The following is a 23362-nucleotide window of genomic DNA, read 5'->3' on the forward strand; positions in this document are numbered from 1 at the left end:
TTTTTTCCCATGAGCAACATACTTCAAGAACTCGAAGCAGAAATAAAAAAAGCCACGGCTTCCGTCAGTCAGGAAAACGTGGGCGTCATTCGTTCCGTGGGGGACGGCGTCGCCAAGATTGAAGGATTGAGCGGCGTCATGCTCAATGAAATGATAGAGTTCCCCGGCGGGGTGATGGGGCTGGCGATGAACCTGGAAGAACATGAGGTGGGCGCCGTGATTCTGGGGGATGATTCCAGGTTGAAGGAAGGGGACACGGTCAAGTGTTCCGGACGCCTTCTTTCCGTGCCCGTGGGCCGCTCCCTGCTGGGCCGGGTGGTGAACACGCTGGGAGAACCTATTGACGGCAAAGGGCCGATTGAGGCGGAAGCGTATTACCCGGTGGAAAAAATCGCCTCCGGCATCATCTCCCGCCAGTCCGTTTCCGTGCCCGTCCAGACGGGCATCCTTCCCATTGACGCCATGATTCCCATCGGCCGCGGCCAGCGCGAACTCATCATTGGGGACCGTGCCACCGGGAAGACCGCCATTGCCATGGATACCATGATTGCCCAGGCGGAACAGAACCGTCTGGCGGAGGAAGGCAAGCTTCCGGATCACCAGCCCCTCTACAATATTTACGTGGCTATCGGCCAGAAGCGCGCCAACATCAGCCGCCTGGTGGCGAAGCTGGAGGAAACGGGAGCCATGAAATATTCCATCGTGGTGGCGGCTTCCGCCTCCGATCCCGCCGCCATGCTGTACCTGGCGCCCTACGCCGGCTGCGCGATGGGAGAATACTTTATGGATAAGGGGGAAGACGCCCTTATCGTTTATGACGACCTTTCTAAGCATGCCGTGGCCTACCGCCAGATTTCCCTGATTCTGCGCCGCCCCTCCGGCCGTGAGGCGTATCCGGGGGACGTATTCTACCTGCACAGCCGCCTGTTGGAACGCGCCGCGCGCATCAACAAGGAACATGGCGGCGGCTCCCTGACGGCTCTTCCCATTATTGAAACGCAGGCCGGCGACGTCTCCGCCTACATTCCTACGAATGTCATTTCCATCACGGACGGCCAGATATTCCTGGAAACGGACCTGTTCTACCAGGGGGTGCGCCCGGCCATCAACGTGGGTATTTCCGTCTCCCGCGTGGGTTCCTCCGCCCAGACGAAAATCATCAAGAAACTGGCCGGCTCCATTAAGCTGGATCTTGCCCAATTTACGGAATTGCAGGCGTTCGCGCAGTTCGGGTCAGATCTGGACTCCAGCACGAAGGCCAAGCTGGCCCGCGGCCAGCGCATCGTGGAGCTCTTTAAGCAGAACCAGTATGAACCCAAATCCCTGGGGCTGGAGGCCGCTGACTTGTATGCCATGCAGAAAGGGTACTTTGACGATGTACCGGTGGACAGGGTCAAGGAATGCCAGAACGCGTGGGAAGCGGTGATGCAGGATCAGCATCCGGACCTGCTGGAAAGCATCCTGAAGGAAAAAGACCTGACGCCGGAAATAGACGCAGGGCTTAAAGCCGCCATCGAATCCTTTAAGCTCAGCTGGAACTAACGATTACGGGAGTACTGACACATGGGCAATCTGAGAGATATCAGACGCCGGATCAAGTCCGTCAAAAACACGTCCCAGATCACCAGGGCGATGCAGATGGTGGCTTCCGCCAAAATGCGCCGCGCCCAGGACCAGGCCGTCAAGGGCCGCCCCTACATCCGCGCCCTGGCGGAAGTGCTCTACCATCTTCAGGATGAAATTGACACCAGCAACAGCCCCCTGATGCAAACCCACGGCGGGGCGGATCTGGTGCTGCTGGTGAATACGGACCGCGGCCTCTGCGGCGGCCTGAACGCCAACCTGATCAAAATGGTCCGGGAACAGGCCCCGGAAAACGCCCATTATATCACCATCGGCCGCAAGCTGAATGCGGCGCTCGCCAAATTGAATGAACGGTTGGAGGCCACCTGGAGCCTGACGGATCCCCTTTCTCTGCTGGAACTAAAGCCGGTATTTGATTTTATCGTACAAAAGTTCAAGGCGGGGGAATATGGGCGCGTCTTCGTGGCTTTCTCCGGTTTTGTGAACACGATGGTTCAGAAGCCTGTCTTTCGCCAGCTTCTTCCCATTGAGCCGGAACCCCTGATGAACATGGCGAAGGCCGGCGGCTCCTCCCTGGACGGAGCGGAAGCCCATAAGCAATTTCTGCTGGAACCCAGCCCCGCCGCTCTGCTGGATACCATCCTGCCTCTTTACGTTTTCCACGGGCTGGTCCAGATTGTGCTGGAGGCCCGGGCGTCCGAACACTCCGCCCGCATGGTCGCTATGAAGGGGGCCACGGAAAACGCCAAAAACATCATCGGCGGCCTCACCCTGGATTACAACAAGGCGCGCCAGACGCAAATCACCAACGAACTGCTGGAAATCACCACAGCCATGCGCGCTATGGAATAACATGGCCCCCTTTTCTTTACCCGCCTTTCAAACAGAACATTCTCTCCACTCCATTTCAACACCAAGTTTTTTTCCATGATGAATAACACAGGCATTCTCGTTCAGATCATCGGCGCTGTGGTCGATGCGGATTTCTCCCAGGCTGAAACGCTTCCCGCCCTGCTCAATGCGCTGGAGGTGGATTACGAAGTTGACGGCAGGCACAAGACCCTGGTTCTGGAAGTCCAGCAGCACATCGGAGACGGCTGGGTCCGCGCCGTGGCCATGAGCTCTACGGACGGTCTGCGGCGGGGGATGCCCGTGCGCGATACGGGGCGCCCTATTGAAGTGCCTGTGGGGCAGTGCGTTCTGGGACGTATTTTCAATGTGCTGGGGGAAGCTGTGGACGAGCGCGGCGAACTCTCCTGCGCCGGCATGAAGAGCATCCACCGCGGCGCTCCGCCGCTGGACGAACAATCCACCAGCACGGAAGTGCTGGAAACGGGCATCAAGGTCATTGACCTTATCTGCCCCTTCCTGAAAGGCGGCAAAATCGGAGCCTTTGGGGGTGCGGGGGTAGGCAAAACCGTGCTCATCATGGAGTTGATCAACAACATTGCCAAGGCGCGCAGCGGCCTCTCCGTCTTTGCCGGGGTGGGGGAACGCACCCGTGAGGGGAACGACCTGTACAATGAAATGATAGAGTCCGGGGTCATCAACCTGGAAAAACCGGAAGAATCCAAGGTGGCGCTGGTGTACGGACAGATGAATGAACCTCCCGGCGCCCGTCTGCGCGTGGCCCTGTCCGCCCTGACGATGGCGGAATACTTCCGTGACGAGGAGCATAAGGACGTGCTGCTGTTCATTGACAATATTTTCCGTTTCTCCCAGGCGGGGTCGGAAGTGTCCGCCCTGCTGGGCCGCACGCCGTCCGCCGTGGGCTACCAGCCGAACCTGGCGGAGGAAATGGCGGATCTTCAGGAACGCATCACCTCCACCAAGCACGGTTCCATCACCTCCATGCAGGCCGTGTATGTTCCTGCGGACGACTTGACGGACCCGGCCCCGGCCACTACCTTCGCCCACCTGGACTCCACGGTGGTGCTGGAACGCTCTCTGGCGGCCCAGGGGCTCTTCCCGGCGGTGGAACCGCTGTCTTCCACATCCAAGGCCTTGGCCCCGGAAATTGTGGGGAATGAGCATTATGAAGTGGCTCGTGGCGTGCAGATGGTGCTGCAGCGCTACAAGGACCTTCAGGATATGATCGCCATTCTGGGTATGGACGAACTTTCGGAAGAAGACAAGCTCATCGTGAGCCGCGCCCGCAAGATTCAGCGCTTCCTGACCCAGCCGTTCCATGTGGCGGAAGTCTTTTCCAGCATTCCCGGAGCCTATGTGCCCGTGGCGGAAACCGTCCGGGGGTTCAAGGAAATCCTGGAAGGCAAGCTGGACATGGTTCCGGAGGACGCCTTCTTCATGCGCGGCGGCATTGATGACGTTCTCAAGGAAGCCAAATAACCCTTTTCCCGCCGTTCCGAACCATGAGCATGGAGTTCAAAGTCATTACCCCGGATGAAGTGGCGGTTGCCGCTACTGTAGAGTACGTTTATCTGCCCGGCAGCCTCGGGGAGATGGGCGTGCTGGAACATCATACGGCCCTGATTACCTCCCTGGAACCGGGGGAACTCCGTTACAAGCCCATGGACGGCCCGGAGGAAAGCATGGTGGTGGGCACCGGCTTTGTGCAGGTCAATGACGACCAGGTTCTCATGGTAACCGACCTCGCGCTCAATTCCTCCCAGATTGATGAAGGCAGCGTGGAGCGGGCTATTCAGGAAGCGCAGGAGGTGCTCAAGACGCGTTCGGAAATGTCCCGCGAGGAACAGGCCCGCTTTGAAGCCAATCTGACCAAGCAGATCATGATGCTTAACTTTAAGCGCAAACACAAATCGCCGGGCCGATGATGGAGGAAGATTGGAACGATACGTTTTACGACCTTTTCCGCGAAGCGGTGGGGCGCTACCATGAAGGCCACAGGAATGTGGACGGCTTTTTTACGGATCAGGAAATTATCTTTCTGTCTTCCATTGGCTGCCGCACGCGGGAATTGTTTGATTTTATAGAAACCTATGCCCGCACGGGAGAACCTTCCCCCACCACGGTTCTGCTGATGGCGGCGGCGCGCCGGGACTTCTTCCTGACCGTCCAGCACGGGCAGTTTTACCAGGGGAAACCTGTAATCGGATACGATTTGCCGGGGTTCGGCGACGAACTCAGCGGCCTTCCCTACCTTCCGCGCCTGATCGCCAAGGCGCGAGCCAAGCTCGTCGGTTCCATGGGGAATGACGTCATTTACTGCTGCGAGAATGACCGCCGCTTTTTCCGTGACCACGGAAACATTCATCCAGCCGACTTCTTGCGGGTGGTATGGGCCGCAGGAGACAGCGACGCGAAGGTGTATGACTACGTGCGCCAGTGCACCTTGAATGTTTCCTCTTCCGTTCCGGAAAATGAGCGGGCGTAAGAAAACGGAAAGGCCCGGAATGGGAGGGCCGTTGATTCTGGAGAATAGCCGGGAAACGGCGCGTTTCTTTCAGCTTTTGTGAAGATTATTCTTCATAAGGCGCCAGTTCCAGCTGTCCCAGCGTATCGGGGCGGTCTTTCAGGGCCATGCGCTTGAGGTATTTGGCAAAAGAGGGGCGGCGGTGGTATTTGCCGACGACTTCGCCCGTCGTTTTCAGACGCAGGATATATTTGTACGTGGTGACGCGGACGGCGTCCTGTTTGGCGGCGGCGCGCGGAACGGCCCCTATTTCCCTGCAAATCTGTTTCCATCGCGGTCCGTGGGTGCGTTCCCCATGGCGGGTCCACGCCAGGGCGTGGGCGATCTCATGCAAAATCGTGTCACGGATTTCGTGAGGGGTTTCCAGATTGGCGCGGACGAAGTGGATGGAAATCGTAATGCTTTTTTCCAGCAGGCGGCACACGCCCAGCCTCCTTTTGGCCCGGTCCCAGCCGAATTGCCAGTCTGCCAGACCAAGTTCATCCATTTTCAGGCGGGCGTAAGTTTCAATATTCCGGACGCTGTCGCGTTCGCCGGATTGGTCGTTCCCCATGGTCATGTTGCGGGGAAAGCATAGCATGGAAGACGGGGAAGGGAATATGGAGAAAGGCATCATGACGGAGTTGCCGTGGAGGACAGGTTTTTCAGGAAACAGCCGTTTTTTTTACGGAGCCTGAGAAAAAGAAAGTCTTTGGAAAGGTTGGCGGACATAATGCCGTAGTTGGAATATCACCATGAGTTCTCTTTCCGATACCAAGCCGCAGAGGATTGCGGCCATTGACGCCCTGCGGGGATTTGACATGTTTTTCCTGACCGGGGGGCTGGCTCTGGTTGTTTCCGGCATCAACCTTTTTTATGACCGGAGCCCCGAGTGGCTGGTGAAGCACAGCACGCACGTGAATTGGGAGGGGTTTGCCGCCTGGGACCTGGTGATGCCCCTCTTTTTGTTCATTGTGGGAACGGCCATGCCGTTTTCCTTTTCCAGGCGCATTGGTTCGGATCCTGTGTGGAAGATTTACCTGAAAGTTGCCAGGCGGGTAGTGGTGCTTTTTTTGCTTGGCATGGTGGTGCAGGGAAATCTGCTGAGTTTTGAACCGTCCAAAATGTCCCTGTACTGCAATACGCTCCAGGCCATCGCCTCCGGCTACCTGATTGCGGCCATTTGCCTTCTTCATCTGTCCGTCCGGTGGCAGGTAGCGGTGACAGGGCTGTTGCTGGTTGTTTACTGGCTGGTGATCAAATTCGTTCCTTTTTCCGATCCCTCGGTGGGTTTCTGTGCGGCAGGAATGCTTGAGCCGGGGAGGAATCTGGCCCTGCTGCTGGATAAATACCTGATGGGGAACTGGCAGGATAAAACGAATTACGCGTGGATCCTGGCGCAGTTCGGTTTTGGCGCCATGACCATGCTCGGCCTGCTGGGCGGCCAGATGCTGAAACGGGTGCAGGGGCACGGGAAAAAGCTGGCGTGGCTGCTGGGCGCGGGCGCGGGCTGCCTGGCGCTGGGTTATGTCTGGAGCCTGGATTTTCCGATAATCAAGCGTTTGTTCACCAGTTCCATGGTATTGTGGGCGGCGGGATGGTGCTATTTGCTGCTGGCTCTGTTCTACCTGCTGACGGATGTGCTGAAATTGAATTGGCTGACATTCTTTTTCTCCGTAATCGGAAGCAATGCCATTTTCGTGTACATGTGGGTATCGCTGTGCCCCCCCACGGGCAATTTCTCCCGGGTGCTGTTTACCGGGTTTAGCGGGTGCTTCGGGGATGCGGACAGGTTTGTCTTTTATCTCTGCAATTACGCCCTGATCTGGGGCGTGCTGTATTACATGTACAAAAACCGGACCTTCATCAAGGTCTAGGCTTGTTTTCAGTCCTCCGTTCATAGTAGGGTCTCCCCGTGCGGGAGGCGGGGAACGCCTTCCGCACGGGATCGGCATGCCTGCGCCGGGCGTCCGTTATGGGCCGGTCTTTTCTGAAGCCATGGAGATTCCTTTCAACCAACCTCACCAGCACGGCCCCGAATTGGATTATATCCGGGATGCCATCCAGCGCGCCCATTTGTGCGGAGACGGCTATTATACGAAAAAATGCCATGAACTGCTTGCGGAACGCACCGGCGCCGGAAAGGTTCTGCTGGTTCATTCCGGAACCGCTGCACTGGAGATGGCGGCCCTGTTGATCGACTGCCGCCCGGGCGACGAGATTATTATGCCTTCCTATACGTTCGTCTCCACGGCGAACGCGTTTGTGCTGCGCGGCGGCGTTCCCGTATTCGTGGATATCAGGCCGGATACGCAGAATATTGACGAGACGCTGATAGAAGCGGCCATCACGGACCGCACCCGCGCCATTTGCGTGGTTCATTACGCGGGCGTGGCCTGTGAAATGGATGCAATCATGGAGATTGCCGAGAGGCACCGCCTGTACGTGATTGAAGACGCCGCCCAGGGCGTCGGCTCCTGTTACAGAGGGCGCCGGCTCGGCTCCATCGGCCATTTGGGCTGCTACAGTTTCCACGAGACCAAGAATGTCATTTCCGGGGAGGGAGGAGCCCTGCTGGTGAATGACCCCTCCCTGATGGAACGCGCGGAGATTATCCGGGAAAAAGGGACCAACCGGGCCAGGTTTTTCCGCGGGCAGGTGGACAAGTACACCTGGGTGGACGTTGGTTCCTCCTATCTGCCCGGAGAGATGACCGCCGCTTATCTGTATGCCCAGCTGGAACACGGGCAGGAAATCAACGGTGAAAGGTTGAAATGGTGGAATATGTACCACCGCGCGCTGGCTCCACTGGAAGAACAGGGAGTGCTGCGGCGTCCGTGCGTTCCGGAGCATTGCACGCATAACGCCCACATGTATTACGTGCTGCTCCGTTCCATGGAGGAGCGCGCGCGCTTGATCAACAAGCTGGCGGAGCACGGGATTAAAGCGGTGTTCCACTACATTCCCCTCCATTCCTCCCCTGCCGGGATGAGGTTCGGGCGTTCTGCCGGGGCCATGCCGCATACGGACCGTACCAGCGATACGTTGCTGAGGCTTCCTTTGTATTACGATTTGGGGGAAGAGGGCTGCCGGGAGGTATTGCGGGCCGGATTTGGGCTGGAAGGAGTTGAATCATGATGAAAATTGGCCTGGTCAACGTGTCCGATGTGGATGAGGCCATGCGCAGCCGCCTGCGCGTGTGGCGCAATTCCGACAGGGTCAGCCCGTTTTTTTTGTTGGACCAGGTAACGCAGGAGCAGCACCGGACGTGGCTGGAAAGAAACATCCGCGGGGAGGATGCCCGCGCCTGCGTGATTTATGCGGACCGGGTTCCGCTGGGCCTGGTTTACCTGCCCTGGTTTGACCGGAACACGCGCTGCGGAGAGATAGGCATTTATCTTTACGACAGGGCGTTCAGGGAACTGCGCCCGGCCTTCGCCGCGTATGCCGGGATGATGGATCTGGCCGCGGGGGAGCTGGGCCTGGAACGGCTGTATGCCCGGATTCTGGAAGACAATGCGGCTTCCGTGCGTTTTCATGAGCGCATGGGGTTTGTCCGTGTCCCGGAAAAGGACGAGGTGCACGTGAAAAACGGGAAAAGGAAGCGCGTTCTGATGTATGTAAAAGCGTTATGACTGATCAACAGATTCAATTGTCCATTGTGGCTACCGTATATTGTACGGGCGGTTATCTGGCGGAGTTCTGTTCCCGCAGTTTCGCCGCTGCGCTTGAGGCGGGTTATGACCCCTCCCGCACGGAGGTGGTGCTGGTGAATGACGGCTGCCCCAGGGACGGGCTGGAACAGGCTTTGAAGGAGCGGGAGAAGGACGGCCGGGTGCGCGTGGTGGATTTATCCCGCAACTTCGGCCATCATCTGGCCATGTACGTGGCCTGCGAAGAAGCACGGGGTGAGCGCGTATTCTTGATTGACAGTGATTTGGAGGAATCACCCGAATGGCTGGCTGATTTTTCCCGCGAGATGGATTCCACCGGGGCGGATGTGGTGTACGGGGTGCAGGAGAAGAGGAAGGGGGGCTTGTTTGAAGCCGTTTCCGGAGAATTGTTCTACACATTGTTTAATTTGCTTTCCGACCAGCAGATTACCAGGAATATGGTGACGGCGCGGCTGATGAGCGCGCGTTTTCTGCGGGAGATGCTGAAATTCCAGGACCGGGAGCCTTTTTTCTTTGGGCTGTGCGTTTCCGCCGGTTTCCGGCAGGTGCCGTGCAGGGTGAAGAAGGCGTCTTCTTCTCCAACTACCTACACTTTCCGCAAAAAAATGGCGTTGGCGGTGAATTCCGTGGTTTCCTACAGCGCCAGGCCGCTGGTGTATATTTCCTATTTTGGCCTGGCGGTCACCATGATCGCCATGCTGTATGTAGCCTGGGTGGTTGTGCGCCAGCTTCTGTATAATGTAGCCCCGACCGGCTGGGCCTCTTCCGTGGCCTCCATCTGGCTGGTCGGGGGCTTGATTCTGATGAGCCTGGGAGTTATCGGCATTTACATATCCAAAATTTACAAGGAAACCAAGCACCGGCCCGCCGTAGTGGTGGCGCGCCGGTATGAGTGAGTTTTCCCCACCTTTTTTCTCTCATGATCAATTACCTGATTCTGCATCTGCTGTTTATTGTTTATGCGCTGAATACCGTCCTGGGGCGTATGGCCGCCCCTTACGGCTGGACGGACTGGCGCCGGTTCGCCCTGCTGGCCGGCGTGCTGTTCCTGTTGGGCATTTATGCGGCGGGATGGCAGGTCATGCTGAAAAAATTTAACCTGGGCGTAGCTTATGCCAACCGTTCCGCCGTGGTGATCTGGGGCATCCTGCTGGCATGGCTTTGCCTGGGGGAGGCCCTTTCCTGGACGCTGGCGGCGGGAGCGGCGCTGGTCATCGGCGGTATTATTTTGGTCTCCACGGAGGATGCGCATGAGTGAGGAATTTTACATCGGACTGAATCTGTTTTCCGTTTTTCTGGCTTCCTGTTCCCAGGTGGTTTTGAAAAAGTCCGCCATGAATGACCGGCTGACCGGCCTTTCCTATTTCGTGAATCCGGCCACGATAGCGGCATATTCCGTTTTTTTGGGCTGCTGCCTGCTGACGTTTTATTGCCTGTCCCACCTGCCGATGATTACGGTGAATGTGCTGGAATGCTCCGCATACGTGTACATCCTTTTGTTTGACCGGATTTTTTTCGGCAAACCAATCACCTTGCGCAAGGTGTGCGGCAACGCGATGATCATCGCGGGCATTATCATCTGCCTGAACCGTTAAGAAGGTGGGTACAGTCTTTTATCCCCCCGGTTTGTTCATCCGGATCGGCTCTTGACTTTCATTTTCCCCGTTTCTAGTATGCGTTCCCGAACAGGGAAAACAATCTGTAAAGTCAGGGAATTTGCTTATGTTGAAACAGATTTGGAGATGGGTATCGCTTTTCCCTCTGCTCCATCCCGTATGGTTCAACCTGCTGCTTCTGGTTCTGGCCTGGAGCCTTGTGGGCGTGGCGTACCAATCCAATGACGATCTGGTGATTGCGTCCGTACTTGACGGATGGGGGGACCCCTCTTACGCGGACGCCCATGTTATTTTCGTCAATCCCCTGTTGACCGGACTTCTGTTAAAAGCCGCGCCTGTCCTTGGCGGGGTGTCCGTCTGGCCTGTGTTTCTGGCGCTTGCCACGTTGTCCAGCGGCGCGGCCATTTTCACGATGCTGACGGCGCATGCCCGCAAGGCGCGCAGATATGATTTCAATACGCTGGTTCTGCTGCTGGTGTGGCTTCTGATCATGCCGGGTTTTTACGCCGCCCTGCAATTCAGCCATGCCGCTTTTCTGACGGGATTTACAGGTGTGCTGGCATGTTTGAAGTACGGTTCTTCCTGGAAGGGATGGTGCGCGGGGGTATTCCTGTGCGTGCTGGGCAGCATGGTCCGGCTGGATGCCGCCCTGGCATGCGCCGCTTTCTGGGGGGCCATCCTGCTGGCAGGCAGTCTGGAAGGGCTCAGGCCGTCTAGGGAGAAGCTGTTTGCCCTACGCCGCCTCTGGCAGGCTCTGGCCTGCGTGCTCATCGCTTCCTTCAGCCTGAATGAATATAATAAGTACGCCCACCGGAATGTGCTGGAAGGATGTGACGTGGCGGCATGGAACCAGGCCCGCGCCCTTCTCTCGGACACATGCCCCATCAGGCAGGAGAGCGCCTACCAGTGTGAAAAGTACGGCGTGTTCGCCAATGATATCAGGATGGTCCGGATGTTTACCAATTGCGATATGAATGTATTCAACGCGGATTATCTGGAAAGGCTTCTATTGGCGCGGGACGGGGGAGAATTCTGGCCCAGGGCATGGGCCCGCGGAGAGAAAGCCTTGCATCTGTTTTCGTGGGATTCCGTTATGGATCTCCTCCCTTGCTGGATTTTGTTCGGCCTGGCATGCCGCGTTTCTTTCCGGCGCGGAGATTCTCCCGCCCTGGTGTACTGCGTAGGCTCCCTGCTGGTGCTGGTTCTGCTGTACATGGCCAGCATAGACCGTTTGTATTTCCGCGTGGTTTACCCAACGTTCCTGATTGCTGGGCTGTGTCTGCTGTGGTCGGATGAATACCGCCCCATCCGCATCAACTGGACGGGGAAAGGAGCCCTTGCGGGCGGCGTGCCCATGTTCTGCGCGTTTTCCGTTTCCTTGTCCCAGGCGTGCGCCGCCGTATGGGAGGCTAATCTGGAGTCTTTTTCTCCGGACGCCGGGCGCCTGTTATGCGAGCGGGTGGACCGGGAACCCGATTCCCTGTTTTGCGTCCAGATGTCCGGCGGCACTATTGACGATCTGGCTCCGGGGCAGTCCGTTTTCCGCAAGGCCTGGAGCTGTTCCCGCAAGAATGTTGTCACGCTGGGCGGCTGGAATTTCCCGTTGAAACCCGTGCAGCGGAAACTGAAGGAAATGGGGTGGGCGGGGCAGTCCTCCCTGAACCTGTGCAGGGATAATGTGTACATTGTCTGTCTCACGCCGCAAGGGGACGTTTCCGATATGGACAGCAAGTTCATGGGAATGCTCAGCCGCCATATCTGGGAGCAGCACGGCGTTCGCACAGCCTGGCATCTGGATGAGAATATCCAGGGTGTGCGCGTTTACCGCCTGCGCAAGACATGGTTCCAGCCCGGCAGGAAGGAAGCCGCCTCTGTTCCGGAAATGTGTCTCTCCGCAACGTAACATCCCCCGATGCGCATTACGCGACGGGGGATGAAAGGAGGGAGGTTGGGGCTTGGCGACGGTTTTTAGAAGCGCGGGACGCCCGGCATGCGTCTGTTCATGCGCTCTTCGCGGAGTTTTGCCTGTTCCGCGGGGGAAAGAAGCAGAAATTCCAGATCGCGGATGGCGCGCTGTTTTTCAGAAGGCTCCTTAATGCTGGAAATCAGGCTTTTCATTTTTTCAAGGGCCGCTACCTGGTCACCGAGTTCAAAGCAGGCTTTTTCCCGGTCCCACTGCCTTTTGGTCAGGAAAGCGGCTTTTTCCGCTTCCGCCGTTTTCTTATCGCTGGCGGAGTTGTTTTGAAGCAGAGTCGCTTCCAAGGCGATGCGTTTGTTCCAGAGCTTCCGGAAATTTTCCACATCTTTTTTCTCCTTATAGGGAACCAGCAGCACGCGGTCAAAGATGGTGTTGAGGTCCATCAGGTTGTCCGGCAGGGTTTCCGAACGGTAGTCCCCAATGTTCAGGTAAGTGCGGATGACTTCGCTGGCTCCGCCTACCATGGGAAGCTGTTCGCCTACGTCCTTGGCGTTGGCGGCTACTTCATCCAGCATGGAGAGGACGCTGGAGGAAACGTTGAGTTCACGCTCGTTTTTTTCCGCATCCGCTTTTCTCAGGCAAAGCAGCATCCATTTGCACTGGATTTGAAGGGCCTTTTTAAAACCGGGGGCCACGTTGTTTCCCGTGTTCTGCTTGCGCCAGTTGGAGAAGGCGGTGCTGGGGCTGTCAGGCTTGCTGCTGTTGCCTCCCTTCCCTCCGGAACCCGGCATGCGCATCATCCGGAAGCCTCCACCCCGGTTCAGCATGCGGGACATCATGCTGGTGGGGTTTAAGAAACGGTCCTTCATGGCGTCCACGTAAAGTTTCATGGCGGCGTTTTCCGTGCTGGTGGCTGCGGTAAGGGCGGCCACGGCCTTCTGGATGCGGGAAGAGCTGGTGTTCAGGTAGCCGGCTTTGACTTCCTTCAGCCATTCGGAAGCTTCCTTTCTTGCGGAATCGGTAAGCATTTCCTGAGCCTGGCAGAAACAGGACCCCAGGAGGAGAAGCATCAGCGCGGAAAGCGCCGGACGTTTGCGGAGCGGGATGAAATGTGTCATGGCGGTATAAGATTACAGGGTACTTTTACAAACCCCCCTTTTTTAATAAAGTTGCATTTTTCCTTTAAAAAAGGAAGCATATATTATTACCGGGGCGGCAGCTCAGCCCAGCACCTTGCGGATGCAGGAAGCGCAGATGGATACGGCTTCCTCCATTTCCTCCGGAGAAATAACGAGGGGGGGATTGAAATACAGGACGTCGCCCAGGGGGCGGAGCAGCAGTCCCCGTTTAAGGGCTTCCCTGTAAATCCGGTATCCCATCCGTTGTTCGGACGGAAAGCTTTTTTTGGTTTCCCTGTTTTCCACCAGTTCAATGGCGTTCACCAGTCCCAGGCTGCGTATTTCCCCCACGTGGGGATGATCCCCCAGGGTCTCCATAATCATCCGTCGGAAAAGAGGGGCCTTTTCCTGCGCCCGGGGAATGATTTGTTCCTCGTCCAGGACCTTCAGCACGGCGAGAGCGGCGGAGCACCCCAGCGGATTGCCGGAATAGGTATGGCTGTGCATGAACGCTTTTCCTTCCCTGTAGTCCGCATAAAAGGCGTCGTAAATTTTCTGCGTGGTGATGGTGATGGACATGGGCATATAACCGCCCGTGAGCCCTTTGGAGACGCACATGATGTCCGGGGAAACGCCGGCCTGGTCACAGGCGAACATGCTCCCCGTACGGCCAAAACCGGTGGCGATTTCATCCGCGATGAGGTGCACGTTGTAGGCGTCGCACAGGGAGCGCAGTTTCGCCAGATAGGCGGGAGGGTACATCCGCATGCCCGCGGAGCCCTGGAGCAGGGGTTCCACCAGCAGGGCGGCGCATTCGTCTCCATGGCGCGCAAAGGCTTCCTGTGCCGCGTCAATGCATTCCGCCTGGCAGCAGCCGCGTTTGTTCCCCTTGGGGCAGCGGTAGCAATCCGGGGCGGGAATGCGCACGATGTCCAGCAGAAGAGGCCTGTAAAGTTCCGAGTACAGGTCCAGGCCTCCTGCGGAGAGGGCTCCCAGGGTTTCTCCGTGATAGGCGTCGCTCAGGGACATGAAACGTACTTTCTGGCGGTTTCCGGTCTGGTAGTGGTATTGGAAACTCATTTTCATCGCGGATTCGATGGATGCCGAACCGTTATCGGAGAAATTGAATTTGCAGAGCCCCCGCGGGATTTTCTTCATCAGTTCTTCACACAGGGTGATAGCCGGCCTGTGCGAGAAGTTGGCGAAGATGACATGCTCCAGGGAATCAAGCTGTTCCTTGATGGCGCGGTTGATTTTGGGGTGGGAGTGGCCCAGCAGGTTGCACCACCAGGAGCTGACCACGTCCAGATAGCGTTTCCCGTCCACATCATACAGGCTGACGCCTTTCCCGTGGTCGATCACGATAGGAGGCAGCGTTTCGTAATCCTTCATCTGGGAACAGGGATGCCAGATGTATTCCAGATCTTTTTTTGACCAGTCGGAGTGGTTCATGGCAAAAGTCGCGGAAATGGGGCGGATCTTATTTCATGCGGACTTCATATCCCAGTTCCGCCAGCATGGCCAGGTCTTCCCGGATGGTGACGCCGACGGTGGTGAGCATGTCTCCGGAGATGGCGGCATTCGCTCCGGACATGAAGATTTTCCTGCCGTGGTCCTTCATGGTGTTCCTTCCGCCGGCGATGCGGACGAAGCCGTCCGGCATGATGAACCGCACCAGGGCCACGATGCGCAGCTGCTCTTCCTCTCCCAGAGGAGTCATGTCCGCGTACGGCGTTCCGGGAATGGGGATCAGAAAGTTGACGGGCATGGATTTGATGCCCAGCGCGGCAATGTCCATGTACATGTCTATCCGGTCCTCCATGGTCTCTCCAAGCCCCATAATGCCGCCGCTGCAAACTTCCAGCCCGGCTTCCAGCGCCCATTTGATGGTTTGCAGTTTGTCGTCGTACGTATGGGTGGTGCAAACGTTTGGAAAATTGCGGCGGGAGGTTTCCAGGTTATTGTGGTAGCGTGAAACGCCCGCGGCTTTCAACTGCTCGCAGTGCTTCTTGGAAATAAGGCCGTGGGAGGCGCAGAGAGAGATGCCGCAATGTTCGGCGATGTGCCGGTAACTGGCGCAGAGCCGGTCCACGTCTTCATCCGTCAGCCTCTTGCCGGAGGTGACGATGGAGTAACGCAGAATGCCGCGTTCGTCATTGTACCTGGCCCCCGCCAGGAGGGCTTCATCACTTAAAAGGGGATATTCCTCCACTGCCGTGGAGTAGTGGGCGGACTGGGCGCAGTATTTGCAGTTTTCCGAACATTTGCCGCTGCGGCCGTTGATGATGGTGCAGAGGTCGAAGATATTCCCGCAGAAATGTTCCCGGATGGCGTTGGCCGCCTGGCACAACTCTTCCAGCGGTTCCCGGCTGAGGGCTATCAATTCTTCTCTGGAGCAGGAACTGCCCCCGAGAACCCTGGAAAGGAGGGAAGATGTCAAACTCATGCGTGAAAGACTAATCCCGGAGCCGTTCGCGTCAAGGGCAGAATGGCGGCGGAGGCGGATCGTGGGGCCTTCTTTCCCGCTTTCTTGTTCGGCTATTGTTCCGGGGCCCTGTAACGCAGGGCCTGGAATCCGGGGGCGGGTTGGTATTCCCTGTCCAGAATGGCGATGGCTCTGTTGATCAGGTCACGGTTTTCTGCGGCGATATTATTTTTCTCTGCGGGGTCTTTCACGATATCGTACACTTCCCAGTTGTCCGGTTTTTTACCGGGAAACAGGTTGCGGCGGATGACTTTCTTGGAGTCGAAACGGACGGCTACCTGGCCACCGTAGCCTCCTCCTGCCCAAACCAGGGGTTTCCTGTCATGCAGGGCGGATTTTTTGCCCAGAAGGACAGGGGAGAGGTCCGTTCCCAGCGGGGAACCTGCATCCGCCCCCGTCAGAGCGCACAGCGTAGGCATCACGTCCGCATGGAAGGCCGGCTGGGCAATGGTTTTTCCCGGAGCTATTTTCCCAGGCCAGCGGATAATGCCGGGGACACGTATGCCGCCTTCATAAAGCTGTCCTTTCAACCCTTTGAGATCGGCTACGGAGTTGAAAAAACGGTGGTCCACCCCTCCTGCATCATGGGTGGTGCCGTTGTCACTGGTAAAAATGACGATGGTGTTTTTGTCCAGGCCGCAGGCTTTCAGCGTGTCCAGCAGGCGTCCCACGTTGTGGTCCATCTGGGAAATCATGCCTGCATAGGCGGCCCGGGGGCGGGGATGGGGCAGATAGCCCCGGTTGCCGCGGTAGGGGGATTTGTCCCATTCGCGGGGATAGAGGTCAATCCATTCCTGAAGAGGCTGCATGGCCACATGGGGTTCCAGCGGGGCGTAATACAGGAAAAACGGTTGTTTTCCATGGGCCTTTTCCCTCACAAATTCCAGCATTTTATCCGCAATAAGATCGGAACTGTGCTGTTCTGCGCGGTAGGTGTCCGCCAGAACTTCCCCTTTAGGCTGGGAACCGTGTCCGATGGTGGCGGCTGTCAGGGAAGTGTTGAGAACTTCTTTCTTTCCGTTATTCCAGAGGTATGGAGGATAGTAGGTGTGGCAGGCTTTCTGGTCCGTGTAGCCATAGAACCTGTCCACGCCGTGTTTGTCCGGCGCTCCGGTGGAGCCGAAATCCCCAATTCCCCATTTACCGAATACCGCTGTGGCGTAACCGGCTTTTTTCATGGCTTCCGGCAGAGTGTAGGTTTTTTCTTCGATAGGCCAGTCTCCTTTGAGGTCGCGCCAGTTTTCGCCCGCGTCCACGCGTTTCAAATCCTGTACGTCGCAGCTGCCCGTATGCTTGCCCGTCATCAGCACGTTGCGGGAGGGGGAACAAACCGGAGCCCCGGAATAGAAATAAACCCATCGCTGTCCTTCGGATGCCAGCCTGTCAATGTTCGGGGTTTTAATTTTTTTCTGGCCGTAGCAGCCCACTTCCGCCCAGCCAAGATCATCCGCATTGATGAGGACCACATTGGGCCGTGCCGCTTCCGCCACAGACAGCATCAGCAGGGAAAAGGCGGCGGAGAGAGTGATGTTGTAAAAGGTGACCATACGATAATAATAACGGAGGAACACTCTTCCCTGTTTCAAAAAACAGTTTCGCTTTCCTTGCCGGATGAGAGGCTCACATGGCGAACCTGCCGGTTTCCTTTTATTTCGGATTACTTATTTATTCACGCTGTTCCTGTTTGTTCTGGTTCTTATCATCCCCGCCAGATTTTTTGATGCATTGCTTAAGATGCTGAACCGGAAATTCAGAATGAAAATAGTTCCTGGTGAAGCGTTTTTCAATGAAACACGCTCTTCCTTGAGGGGGGAGGGCGGATTTACAATCCGGAGTCAAGCTGTAACTCTAAGGGAAAAGAACTTGCAGATCTTGACGGGTGGATTCTGGTTCAGGAAACGGGAAATTTCTGCTTGCTGAAAAATCCCTTGTACCGTGGACGCTATTTCGTCCGCGCCCAAGGGGAAGAAAATCATTTTTCCCCTGTTGTTCCGGATTGGAGAACGAATAACAAAATCCATGTCACCGTGCCGCCGGGAACAAAGGAGTTGTCTGTGCTTGAGAGCTATTCCAGGGGATGGAGCGCCCGCACCGGGAAGGGAGAAGAGCTTCCTTTATCCAGTACTGAGCGTTATTCCATTCTTGTTTCTGTCCCGGATTCGGAGCAGCAGACGGAAATCCTCCTTCAGTACCATACGCCTTACCGTGAATGGTATTACAGCATGATGGGGGGAACGGCCCTGTTTCTGCTTGTGACAGTTTTCTTGCAGAGGCACATGAATGTCAGGACGGGAAAGAGGGGATAGGGAGGACCTTTTCTCCGCCTTTTTTGTTTTCATGAAATAGCGGTCAGGGCAGGATAAGGCTTTCTACCGCGGCACGTATGGTCTCATCGCCAAATTGGTCCAAGGCATGTTTCAGGAAGCCCTGGGCAATCATGCTGCGCGCCGTCTGCTCCGGAATTCCCCGTGAAAGCAGGTAGAAGATTTCTTCCGGAGAAATGGAGGATGTGGCGGAACCGTGCGAACACTGCACTCTGTCCGCCAGGATTTCCAGACCGGGAATGGAGTTGGCTTCCGCTCTGGGGCTGAGAATGAGATTGCGGTTGCTTTGATAGGCGCTGGTGTCATGTGCTCCTTCCGCCACCAGGATCATGCCGCTGAAAATGCTGCTGGCTTCGTCGTCAAGCACGTTGGCGTAAAGCAGGTTGCTGGAGGCTCCGCGGTAAAGGTGCTTCTGGCAGGTTCTCTGGTCCAGCTTCTTGTTTTCCTTGAGATGGTTGGCGGAAAGCAGACGGACTCCTGCGCCGTCTCCGTTCAGGATGCAGACCGTCTCCTGCCTGGCCCATGCCGCGCCGGGATGGCTGACGAGATGTTCCATTTCCGCGGAATCATCCGCCATCATATGGGAAAGCTCCACGGCACGGGAACGGCTGTTAAGTTCCTGAACCAGCGCGTATTTGACAGATGACGCGGAGGAAAGATGGTACTGCTGGAGCGCTCCGCAGAATTGGCGGCCATGGTCTGCGCTAATGTGGCGTTCCAGAATACGCAGGCGGCTCCCGGTTTCCGCAATGAGCAGCGTGGAGGGAAAAACGGCCACGTTATCTCCGGAAATGAAGTGGAGTATTTCCAGAGGGAGGGAGATTTCCCTGTCCGCCATAATAACCAGCCCGTTGTGCTGGAGGGCCGTCGCCAATGCCGACAGTTTTTCGGAACCGAGCGTTTCCGTCTCTGTTTCCAGGTATTTCCGGGCGGTGTCCGGGCATTGCAGCACAAAGTCTTCCATATCCATTACGGAAAGACCTTCCGGCAGTTCTTCCGGGATGGAAACGGGGATTCCGTTGGCGTAGACAATGCGGAGGGCCTCCGGCATGGAGGCACGTTCCCTGATGATGGGGGCCAAGGTTTCCGGATCTGCAGGAGGAGCCGCTTCCACATGTTCCAGGGATTCGTTGCCGGGGGCGCCGAAACGCCAGGATTCCATATGGCGGGAAGGTCCCGGAAGCTGTTCCGCCTGCTCCAGGGCATGGCGGCGCCGGGCTTCAAACCATGCGGGAAGAATGCCTGCGGGGAATTGTTCTTCGTTAAGCAAATGGTCCATTATTTCCCTCCTTATCCGATGCTGTCTTCCATTTCCAGATCAATGAGCCTGCGCAGCTCCACAGAGTATTCCATGGGGAATTCCTGAACGAGGTCGTTAATGAATCCATTGACGGCCAGGGACATCGCCGCAGCTTTCGGAATGCCCCGCTGCTGCATGTAAAAAAGCATTTCTTCGGAGACCTGGGAGACGGACGCCTCATGCTGCACCGTGCCTCCATCCCCTTTTACCGTGATGGCGGGGTAGGTGTCCGTACGGCTGTTGGCCGCCAGAAGAAGGGCGTCGCATTCCGTGTTGTTTTTGCAACCCTTGAGCCCTTTGCCCATGATTACCTGGCCCCGGTAGCTGGCGCGCCCTTCGCCAATGCTGATGGATTTGGAAACGATGTTGGACGTAGTGTCGTCCGCCGCATGGATCATTTTGGCCCCCGTATCTTGATGCTGGCCCGTGTTTGCCAGGGCGATGGAGATGACTTCCCCGCGCGCGCGCCTGCCCTTGAGCACCACAGCCGGGTATTTCATGGTGAGGCCGGAGCCAATGTTGCAGTCTATCCAGCGGATTTCCGCATCTTCCATGGCAAGGCCGCGTTTGGTGACCATGTTGAAGACATTGGAGGACCAGTTTTGCACGGTGACGTACTGAATTTTCGCTCCCTTGAGCGCGACCAGCTCCACAACGGCGGAGTGGAGGGTGGAAGTTTCAAACTGGGGCGCCGTGCATCCTTCCATGTACATGAGTTCCGCTCCTTCGTCCGCAATGATGAGAGTTCGTTCGAACTGCCCGAAATTTTCCGAGTTGATGCGGAAGTAGGCCTGGAGAGGATGTTTAAGTTTAACCCCTTTGGGCACGTAAATAAAGGAACCTCCGGAAAATACCGCGCTGTTCAGGGCGGAGAATTTGTTGTCTCCCGTGGGAATGACTTTTCCAAACCAGGGGCGGAAGACGTCTTCATGGTGTTTCAGGCCTTCCGTGGAGTTGACGAAGATAACGCCCTGGCTGCGGAGTTCCTCCTTCATGTTGGAGTAGGCGGATTCGGAGTCGTACTGGGCTTCCACGCCCGCCAGAAACTGGCGTTCCTGTTCCGGGACGCCCAGGCGTTCGAAGGTGCGCTTGACGTCCTCCGGCACGTCGTCCCAGCTTCGTTTGGGCCGTTCTCCGTCGGAGAGGTAGTAGCGGATTTGGGAGAAATCTATTTTTTTAATATCCGGAGAAGCCCAGTGGATGGGCATGGGCTTGCTTTCAAAAACGGCAAGCGCGTTTTTGCGGAACTGGCGCACCCATTCCGGGTCGTCCTTGACGTCGCAGATGTAGTCAATGGTGGCCTCCGTCAGGCCGTATCCGGCATCAAATTTATGGCGCTCCGGGAAGGAGAAGTTTCCCTTACTCCGGTCGAAGTCAAACAGGTTCTGTGTGTTCCCGTTCTCTGGCATGTCAGGTGTATCGCTCATGATTGATGGCCGGATGGCGGCATTACGCCTTTTCCGCTGTTTCCGTGTCTTTCAGGAACTCGTATCCCCTGCTTTCCAGTTCGTCCACCAGTTCTCCGCCTCCGGTCCGGACGATCCGCCCGTCAGCCAGCACGTGGACCACATCCGGCCTGATGTAGTCCAGCAGGCGTTTGTAGTGGGTGATAACCAGGAAGCTGCGGAAGGGGGACCGCATGGAGTTGACCCCTTCCGAGACAATGCGGAGGGCATCGATGTCCAGGCCGGAATCCGTTTCATCCAGAATGGCGTACAGGGGATCCAGAAGAAGCATTTGCAGCACCTCATTGCGCTTTTTCTCTCCACCGGAAAAACCTTCGTTAACGGCGCGGGACGTAAATTTGCGGGCCATGCCGAGCTGGTCCATTTTTGCATAGAGCGTTTTGTAGAAGGTGACCGCATCCAGTTCCTCCCCGTGGGGCATGCGGGCCTGCATGGCCGCACGAAGGAAGTTGGCGTTGGAGACGCCGGGAACTTCCATGGGATACTGGAATGCCAGGAAGAGTCCCGCCCTGCTGCGCTCGTCAATGCTCATATCCAGCAGGTTCTGTCCGTCCAGCCAGGCTTCCCCCTCCGTTACCTCATAGTCCGGATGTCCGCAAAGCACTTTGGATAAAGTGCTTTTCCCGGAACCGTTGGGCCCCATGATCGCATGCACCTCTCCTTTGGGAATTTCCAGATTGATGCCTTTAAGTATTTCCGTGCCTTGCACATTGGCGTGCAAATTTTTAATGACCAGACTCATGATGATGAAAGAGAGTTAGCCCTGCGGCGTGGTGATGGACCCCCTCAGGGTGATTTGGGCTTCTTCCACGCACACGTCGTCGGGCAGGTTGATGAATTCCTTCAGGTCCACGCCTTCCTTGATGGTGATGTCATAAATGCGTCCGGTCCGGGTGTCCTGGAAGTGGCCGTGTTCAACGAGATTGGGACAGAAGCGGGAAGAGCTGCGTTCAAAGTTGACCTGATTGACCAGGCCGTGGTTCACCAGAGCCTCTAGGCAGTTGTAAACGGTGGCCAGGGAAATGCTGGGGAGTTTTTTGCGTACCCGCTGGTAAACTTCATTGGCCGTAGGATGATCCCTTTGTTCCAGAAGAACCTGATAGACTTCCTGCCTTTGCTTGGTAAGTCTCAACCCGGAAATGACCGGCAGGGTAGAGGCGGTGCGGACGGCCTGCTTGGAATCTGTTTTGGGATTCATATCTTATTTTTCATGCTCTGCGTGGATAGTGGGGGAGGGGTAATTGTTTTGCAAGAACAATTCCTGTTATTTGTTGGAGCGCGGAGAAGGGTAGAAAAAGGGGCGGTCATCCCTGTGGATGGCCGCCCCTGCAGGGAGATAGAGTAATCCGTAATTTAGTTGGCGGCTTCAGATCCTTCCGGAGCCACATTGACGCGGCGGCCTTCGCGGTCAAAGAACACGCGGCCGTCCACCAGGGAGAAGATGGTGTAGTCACGACCCATGCCTACGCCCTTGCCGGGGTGCCACTTGGTGCCGCGCTGGCGGATGATGATGTTGCCCGCGATCACTTCCTGTCCGCCGAATTTTTTAACGCCGAGGCGCTTGCTGCGGGAGTCGCGACCGTTCTTGACAGAACCTTGACCTTTCTTGTGAGCCATAAGATAATAAAAATTAAGGGTTGAGATTAGGCGTTGATAGCGGTGATTTCCAGCTTCGTCATGGCGCGGCGGGAACCTTTTTTCTTGTGGAAGCCCTTGCGGCGCTTGAATTTGAAAGCGATGATCTTTTTGCCGCGGAACTGGCTGACCACCTTGGCGGAGACTGTAGCTCCTTCCACCATGGGGGCGCCGACGGTCACTTTTCCGTCATTTTCCACCATAAGCACCTGATCGAAGCTTGCTTCGGCCCCCTCTTCAAGGGTATTGATGCATTCAACGTCGATCACGTCGCCCGTCTGGACGCGGTACTGCTTGCCACCTGTTTTGAAAATTGCGTATGCCATTGCTATCACTGTTAAGGTTCGCCCGCAGATGCGGGAGCCGCAATAAACCATATGACTTTCTTTTAGACAAGCAAAATTTCATGAAAAAATGAGCGAATGGCATAAAATTTTTAAAAACGGTCCCGTTTTGACTCATTCCCCGGAGGAAATGAGGGAACTGGGAAGGCGAATAGGTAAAATTTTAATGCCCGGTGAAATTCTGGGCGTGGTGGGTGAGCTGGGGGCCGGAAAGACGCACCTGACCCAGGGCATTATGGAGGGGCTGGGGAGCTCCGAGGCGGCAGCCAGCCCGACATTTTCCCTGGTGCATGAGCATGCTGACGGCCGTCTGCCGGCGTGCCATTTTGATTTTTACCGCCTGAAGGATGAGTCCGAGCTGACCGGCATAGGGTGGGAAGAGTATCTGGACGGAGAGACCGTGCTCATTGTCGAATGGGCCAACCTGTTTCCGGAAGCGCTTCCGGAAGAAGCCTCATGGCTGTTGCTGGAACATGAAGGAAGCTGCCTGCGCCGCGTGTCTCTGGCCCCTGCGGAATGAAACGG

24 protein-coding genes are annotated in these 23362 nt (G+C 56.6%); 13 read left to right on the forward strand and 11 right to left on the reverse strand.

Annotated elements, in window-relative coordinates:
* Positions 1 to 9: 9 nt before the first annotated feature.
* The 5 genes from atpA to B3075_RS03325 all read left to right on the forward strand — a co-directional run bounded on the left by atpA (position 10) and on the right by B3075_RS03325 (position 4939).
* Complete coding sequence (gene atpA / locus B3075_RS03305; protein ID WP_290489632.1) at positions 10 to 1542, forward strand: F0F1 ATP synthase subunit alpha; 1533 nt, start codon at positions 10 to 12, stop codon at positions 1540 to 1542.
* 21 nt (positions 1543 to 1563) lie between these two features.
* Positions 1564 to 2436: an ATP synthase F1 subunit gamma gene (atpG, locus tag B3075_RS03310; protein ID WP_290489633.1), complete on the forward strand. Its 873-nt coding sequence runs from the start codon at positions 1564 to 1566 to the stop codon at positions 2434 to 2436.
* A 78-nt stretch (positions 2437 to 2514) separates the two neighbouring features.
* A complete protein-coding gene (gene atpD / locus B3075_RS03315; RefSeq protein WP_343125174.1) occupies positions 2515 to 3933 on the forward strand; it encodes a F0F1 ATP synthase subunit beta in 1419 nt (472 codons plus the stop codon).
* A gap of 23 nt (positions 3934 to 3956) precedes the next feature.
* The gene (gene atpC, locus B3075_RS03320; RefSeq protein WP_290489635.1) at positions 3957 to 4379 is read left to right on the forward strand and encodes an ATP synthase F1 subunit epsilon; all 423 of its coding nucleotides are present in this window, start codon (positions 3957 to 3959) and stop codon (positions 4377 to 4379) included.
* A complete protein-coding gene (locus B3075_RS03325) occupies positions 4376 to 4939 on the forward strand; it encodes a DUF5069 domain-containing protein (RefSeq protein ID WP_290489636.1) in 564 nt (187 codons plus the stop codon). Before atpC ends, B3075_RS03325 begins: the two co-directional genes overlap by 4 nt.
* An 85-nt stretch (positions 4940 to 5024) precedes the next feature.
* On the opposite strand, the gene B3075_RS03330 is transcribed toward B3075_RS03325, so the two are convergent.
* Positions 5025 to 5558 (reverse strand): SprT-like domain-containing protein, encoded by a 534-nt coding sequence (locus tag B3075_RS03330; RefSeq protein ID WP_290489637.1) that lies wholly within the window; start codon positions 5556 to 5558, stop codon positions 5025 to 5027.
* 154 nt (positions 5559 to 5712) lie between these two features.
* Here B3075_RS03330 and B3075_RS03335 point away from each other — a divergent pair, with 154 nt between their 5' ends.
* From B3075_RS03335 to B3075_RS03365, 7 genes are all read left to right on the forward strand, one after another.
* Positions 5713 to 6834: an acyltransferase family protein gene (locus tag B3075_RS03335; protein WP_290489638.1), complete on the forward strand. Its 1122-nt coding sequence runs from the start codon at positions 5713 to 5715 to the stop codon at positions 6832 to 6834.
* Positions 6835 to 6955: 121 nt separating this feature from the next.
* Positions 6956 to 8095, forward strand: coding sequence for a dTDP-4-amino-4,6-dideoxygalactose transaminase (rffA, locus tag B3075_RS03340; RefSeq protein WP_102759257.1), 1140 nt, complete (start codon positions 6956 to 6958; stop codon positions 8093 to 8095).
* A complete protein-coding gene (locus B3075_RS03345) occupies positions 8092 to 8592 on the forward strand; it encodes a GNAT family N-acetyltransferase (RefSeq protein ID WP_290489639.1) in 501 nt (166 codons plus the stop codon). The genes rffA and B3075_RS03345 overlap by 4 nt, the downstream gene beginning before the upstream one ends.
* Positions 8589 to 9527 carry a glycosyltransferase family 2 protein gene (locus tag B3075_RS03350; protein WP_290489640.1) on the forward strand — a complete coding sequence of 313 codons (939 nt, stop codon included), beginning with the start codon at positions 8589 to 8591 and terminating at the stop codon, positions 9525 to 9527. The genes B3075_RS03345 and B3075_RS03350 overlap by 4 nt, the downstream gene beginning before the upstream one ends.
* Positions 9528 to 9550: 23 nt before the next feature.
* Complete coding sequence (locus tag B3075_RS03355) at positions 9551 to 9889, forward strand: hypothetical protein (protein ID WP_290489641.1); 339 nt, start codon at positions 9551 to 9553, stop codon at positions 9887 to 9889.
* Positions 9882 to 10226 (forward strand): EamA family transporter, encoded by a 345-nt coding sequence (locus B3075_RS03360; protein ID WP_290489642.1) that lies wholly within the window; start codon positions 9882 to 9884, stop codon positions 10224 to 10226. The genes B3075_RS03355 and B3075_RS03360 overlap by 8 nt, the downstream gene beginning before the upstream one ends.
* 127 nt (positions 10227 to 10353) lie before the next feature.
* Positions 10354 to 12150, forward strand: coding sequence for a hypothetical protein (locus tag B3075_RS03365; protein WP_290489643.1), 1797 nt, complete (start codon positions 10354 to 10356; stop codon positions 12148 to 12150).
* Positions 12151 to 12215: 65 nt separating this feature from the next.
* Here B3075_RS03365 and B3075_RS03370 read toward each other — a convergent pair whose 3' ends face one another.
* The 10 genes from B3075_RS03370 to rplU form a co-directional block, all read right to left on the reverse strand.
* The gene (locus B3075_RS03370) at positions 12216 to 13283 is read right to left on the reverse strand and encodes a hypothetical protein (protein WP_094136925.1); all 1068 of its coding nucleotides are present in this window, start codon (positions 13281 to 13283) and stop codon (positions 12216 to 12218) included.
* A 102-nt stretch (positions 13284 to 13385) separates the two neighbouring features.
* Complete coding sequence (gene bioA / locus B3075_RS03375; protein ID WP_290489644.1) at positions 13386 to 14735, reverse strand: adenosylmethionine--8-amino-7-oxononanoate transaminase; 1350 nt, start codon at positions 14733 to 14735, stop codon at positions 13386 to 13388.
* Between the two features lie 28 nt (positions 14736 to 14763).
* On the reverse strand, positions 14764 to 15729 hold the full coding sequence (gene bioB, locus B3075_RS03380) for a biotin synthase BioB (RefSeq protein ID WP_290489645.1): 966 nt from the start codon (positions 15727 to 15729) through the stop codon (positions 14764 to 14766).
* Positions 15730 to 15821: 92 nt separating this feature from the next.
* Positions 15822 to 17315 (reverse strand): arylsulfatase, encoded by a 1494-nt coding sequence (locus tag B3075_RS03385; RefSeq protein WP_290489646.1) that lies wholly within the window; start codon positions 17313 to 17315, stop codon positions 15822 to 15824.
* 802 nt (positions 17316 to 18117) lie between these two features.
* Positions 18118 to 19371 (reverse strand): SufB/SufD family protein, encoded by a 1254-nt coding sequence (locus B3075_RS03390; RefSeq protein WP_094136930.1) that lies wholly within the window; start codon positions 19369 to 19371, stop codon positions 18118 to 18120.
* Positions 19372 to 19382: 11 nt separating this feature from the next.
* Positions 19383 to 20819, reverse strand: a complete 1437-nt coding sequence (gene sufB / locus B3075_RS03395) for a Fe-S cluster assembly protein SufB (RefSeq protein WP_102738647.1) — start codon at positions 20817 to 20819, stop codon at positions 19383 to 19385.
* 22 nt (positions 20820 to 20841) lie between these two features.
* A complete protein-coding gene (gene sufC, locus B3075_RS03400) occupies positions 20842 to 21600 on the reverse strand; it encodes a Fe-S cluster assembly ATPase SufC (protein WP_180975542.1) in 759 nt (252 codons plus the stop codon).
* Positions 21601 to 21615: 15 nt separating this feature from the next.
* Positions 21616 to 22056 (reverse strand): Fur family transcriptional regulator, encoded by a 441-nt coding sequence (locus B3075_RS03405; protein ID WP_031930286.1) that lies wholly within the window; start codon positions 22054 to 22056, stop codon positions 21616 to 21618.
* 155 nt (positions 22057 to 22211) lie between these two features.
* Positions 22212 to 22475 (reverse strand): 50S ribosomal protein L27, encoded by a 264-nt coding sequence (gene rpmA, locus B3075_RS03410; protein ID WP_012419538.1) that lies wholly within the window; start codon positions 22473 to 22475, stop codon positions 22212 to 22214.
* Between the two features lie 26 nt (positions 22476 to 22501).
* Positions 22502 to 22819: a 50S ribosomal protein L21 gene (gene rplU / locus B3075_RS03415; RefSeq protein ID WP_094136932.1), complete on the reverse strand. Its 318-nt coding sequence runs from the start codon at positions 22817 to 22819 to the stop codon at positions 22502 to 22504.
* Between the two features lie 88 nt (positions 22820 to 22907).
* Between rplU and tsaE the strand changes: the two genes are divergently transcribed.
* Entirely contained in the window at positions 22908 to 23357 is a 450-nt protein-coding gene (gene tsaE / locus B3075_RS03420; RefSeq protein ID WP_102738649.1) for a tRNA (adenosine(37)-N6)-threonylcarbamoyltransferase complex ATPase subunit type 1 TsaE, read from the forward strand.
* Positions 23358 to 23362 lie beyond the last annotated feature (5 nt).

Origin of the sequence: Akkermansia sp. UBA7090 (assembly GCF_002493465.1) — a bacterium.
In the GTDB taxonomy this organism is placed as follows: Bacteria; Verrucomicrobiota; Verrucomicrobiia; order Verrucomicrobiales; family Akkermansiaceae; genus Akkermansia; species Akkermansia muciniphila_A.

Bases quoted from the DNA above. Each gene is read 5' to 3' on its own strand.
- atpG (WP_290489633.1), top strand. From the start codon at position 1,564: ATGGGCAATCTGAGAGATATCAGACGCCGGATCAAGTCCGTCAAAAAC.
- atpA (WP_290489632.1), top strand. From the start codon at position 10: ATGAGCAACATACTTCAAGAACTCGAAGCAGAAATAAAAAAAGCCACG.
- B3075_RS03405 (WP_031930286.1), bottom strand. From the start codon at position 22,056: ATGAATCCCAAAACAGATTCCAAGCAGGCCGTCCGCACCGCCTCTACC.
- B3075_RS03350 (WP_290489640.1), top strand. From the start codon at position 8,589: ATGACTGATCAACAGATTCAATTGTCCATTGTGGCTACCGTATATTGT.
- atpD (WP_343125174.1), top strand. From the start codon at position 2,515: ATGAATAACACAGGCATTCTCGTTCAGATCATCGGCGCTGTGGTCGAT.
- B3075_RS03335 (WP_290489638.1), top strand. From the start codon at position 5,713: ATGAGTTCTCTTTCCGATACCAAGCCGCAGAGGATTGCGGCCATTGAC.
- rffA (WP_102759257.1), top strand. From the start codon at position 6,956: ATGGAGATTCCTTTCAACCAACCTCACCAGCACGGCCCCGAATTGGAT.
- rpmA (WP_012419538.1), bottom strand. From the start codon at position 22,475: ATGGCTCACAAGAAAGGTCAAGGTTCTGTCAAGAACGGTCGCGACTCC.
- sufC (WP_180975542.1), bottom strand. From the start codon at position 21,600: ATGAGTCTGGTCATTAAAAATTTGCACGCCAATGTGCAAGGCACGGAA.
- B3075_RS03330 (WP_290489637.1), bottom strand. From the start codon at position 5,558: ATGCTATGCTTTCCCCGCAACATGACCATGGGGAACGACCAATCCGGC.
- B3075_RS03355 (WP_290489641.1), top strand. From the start codon at position 9,551: ATGATCAATTACCTGATTCTGCATCTGCTGTTTATTGTTTATGCGCTG.
- B3075_RS03345 (WP_290489639.1), top strand. From the start codon at position 8,092: ATGATGAAAATTGGCCTGGTCAACGTGTCCGATGTGGATGAGGCCATG.
- bioA (WP_290489644.1), bottom strand. From the start codon at position 14,735: ATGAACCACTCCGACTGGTCAAAAAAAGATCTGGAATACATCTGGCAT.
- tsaE (WP_102738649.1), top strand. From the start codon at position 22,908: ATGAGCGAATGGCATAAAATTTTTAAAAACGGTCCCGTTTTGACTCAT.
- B3075_RS03360 (WP_290489642.1), top strand. From the start codon at position 9,882: ATGAGTGAGGAATTTTACATCGGACTGAATCTGTTTTCCGTTTTTCTG.
- sufB (WP_102738647.1), bottom strand. From the start codon at position 20,819: ATGAGCGATACACCTGACATGCCAGAGAACGGGAACACACAGAACCTG.
- rplU (WP_094136932.1), bottom strand. From the start codon at position 22,819: ATGGCATACGCAATTTTCAAAACAGGTGGCAAGCAGTACCGCGTCCAG.
- atpC (WP_290489635.1), top strand. From the start codon at position 3,957: ATGAGCATGGAGTTCAAAGTCATTACCCCGGATGAAGTGGCGGTTGCC.
- B3075_RS03325 (WP_290489636.1), top strand. From the start codon at position 4,376: ATGATGGAGGAAGATTGGAACGATACGTTTTACGACCTTTTCCGCGAA.
- bioB (WP_290489645.1), bottom strand. From the start codon at position 15,729: ATGAGTTTGACATCTTCCCTCCTTTCCAGGGTTCTCGGGGGCAGTTCC.
- B3075_RS03365 (WP_290489643.1), top strand. From the start codon at position 10,354: ATGTTGAAACAGATTTGGAGATGGGTATCGCTTTTCCCTCTGCTCCAT.
- B3075_RS03390 (WP_094136930.1), bottom strand. From the start codon at position 19,371: ATGGACCATTTGCTTAACGAAGAACAATTCCCCGCAGGCATTCTTCCC.
- B3075_RS03385 (WP_290489646.1), bottom strand. From the start codon at position 17,315: ATGGTCACCTTTTACAACATCACTCTCTCCGCCGCCTTTTCCCTGCTG.
- B3075_RS03370 (WP_094136925.1), bottom strand. From the start codon at position 13,283: ATGACACATTTCATCCCGCTCCGCAAACGTCCGGCGCTTTCCGCGCTG.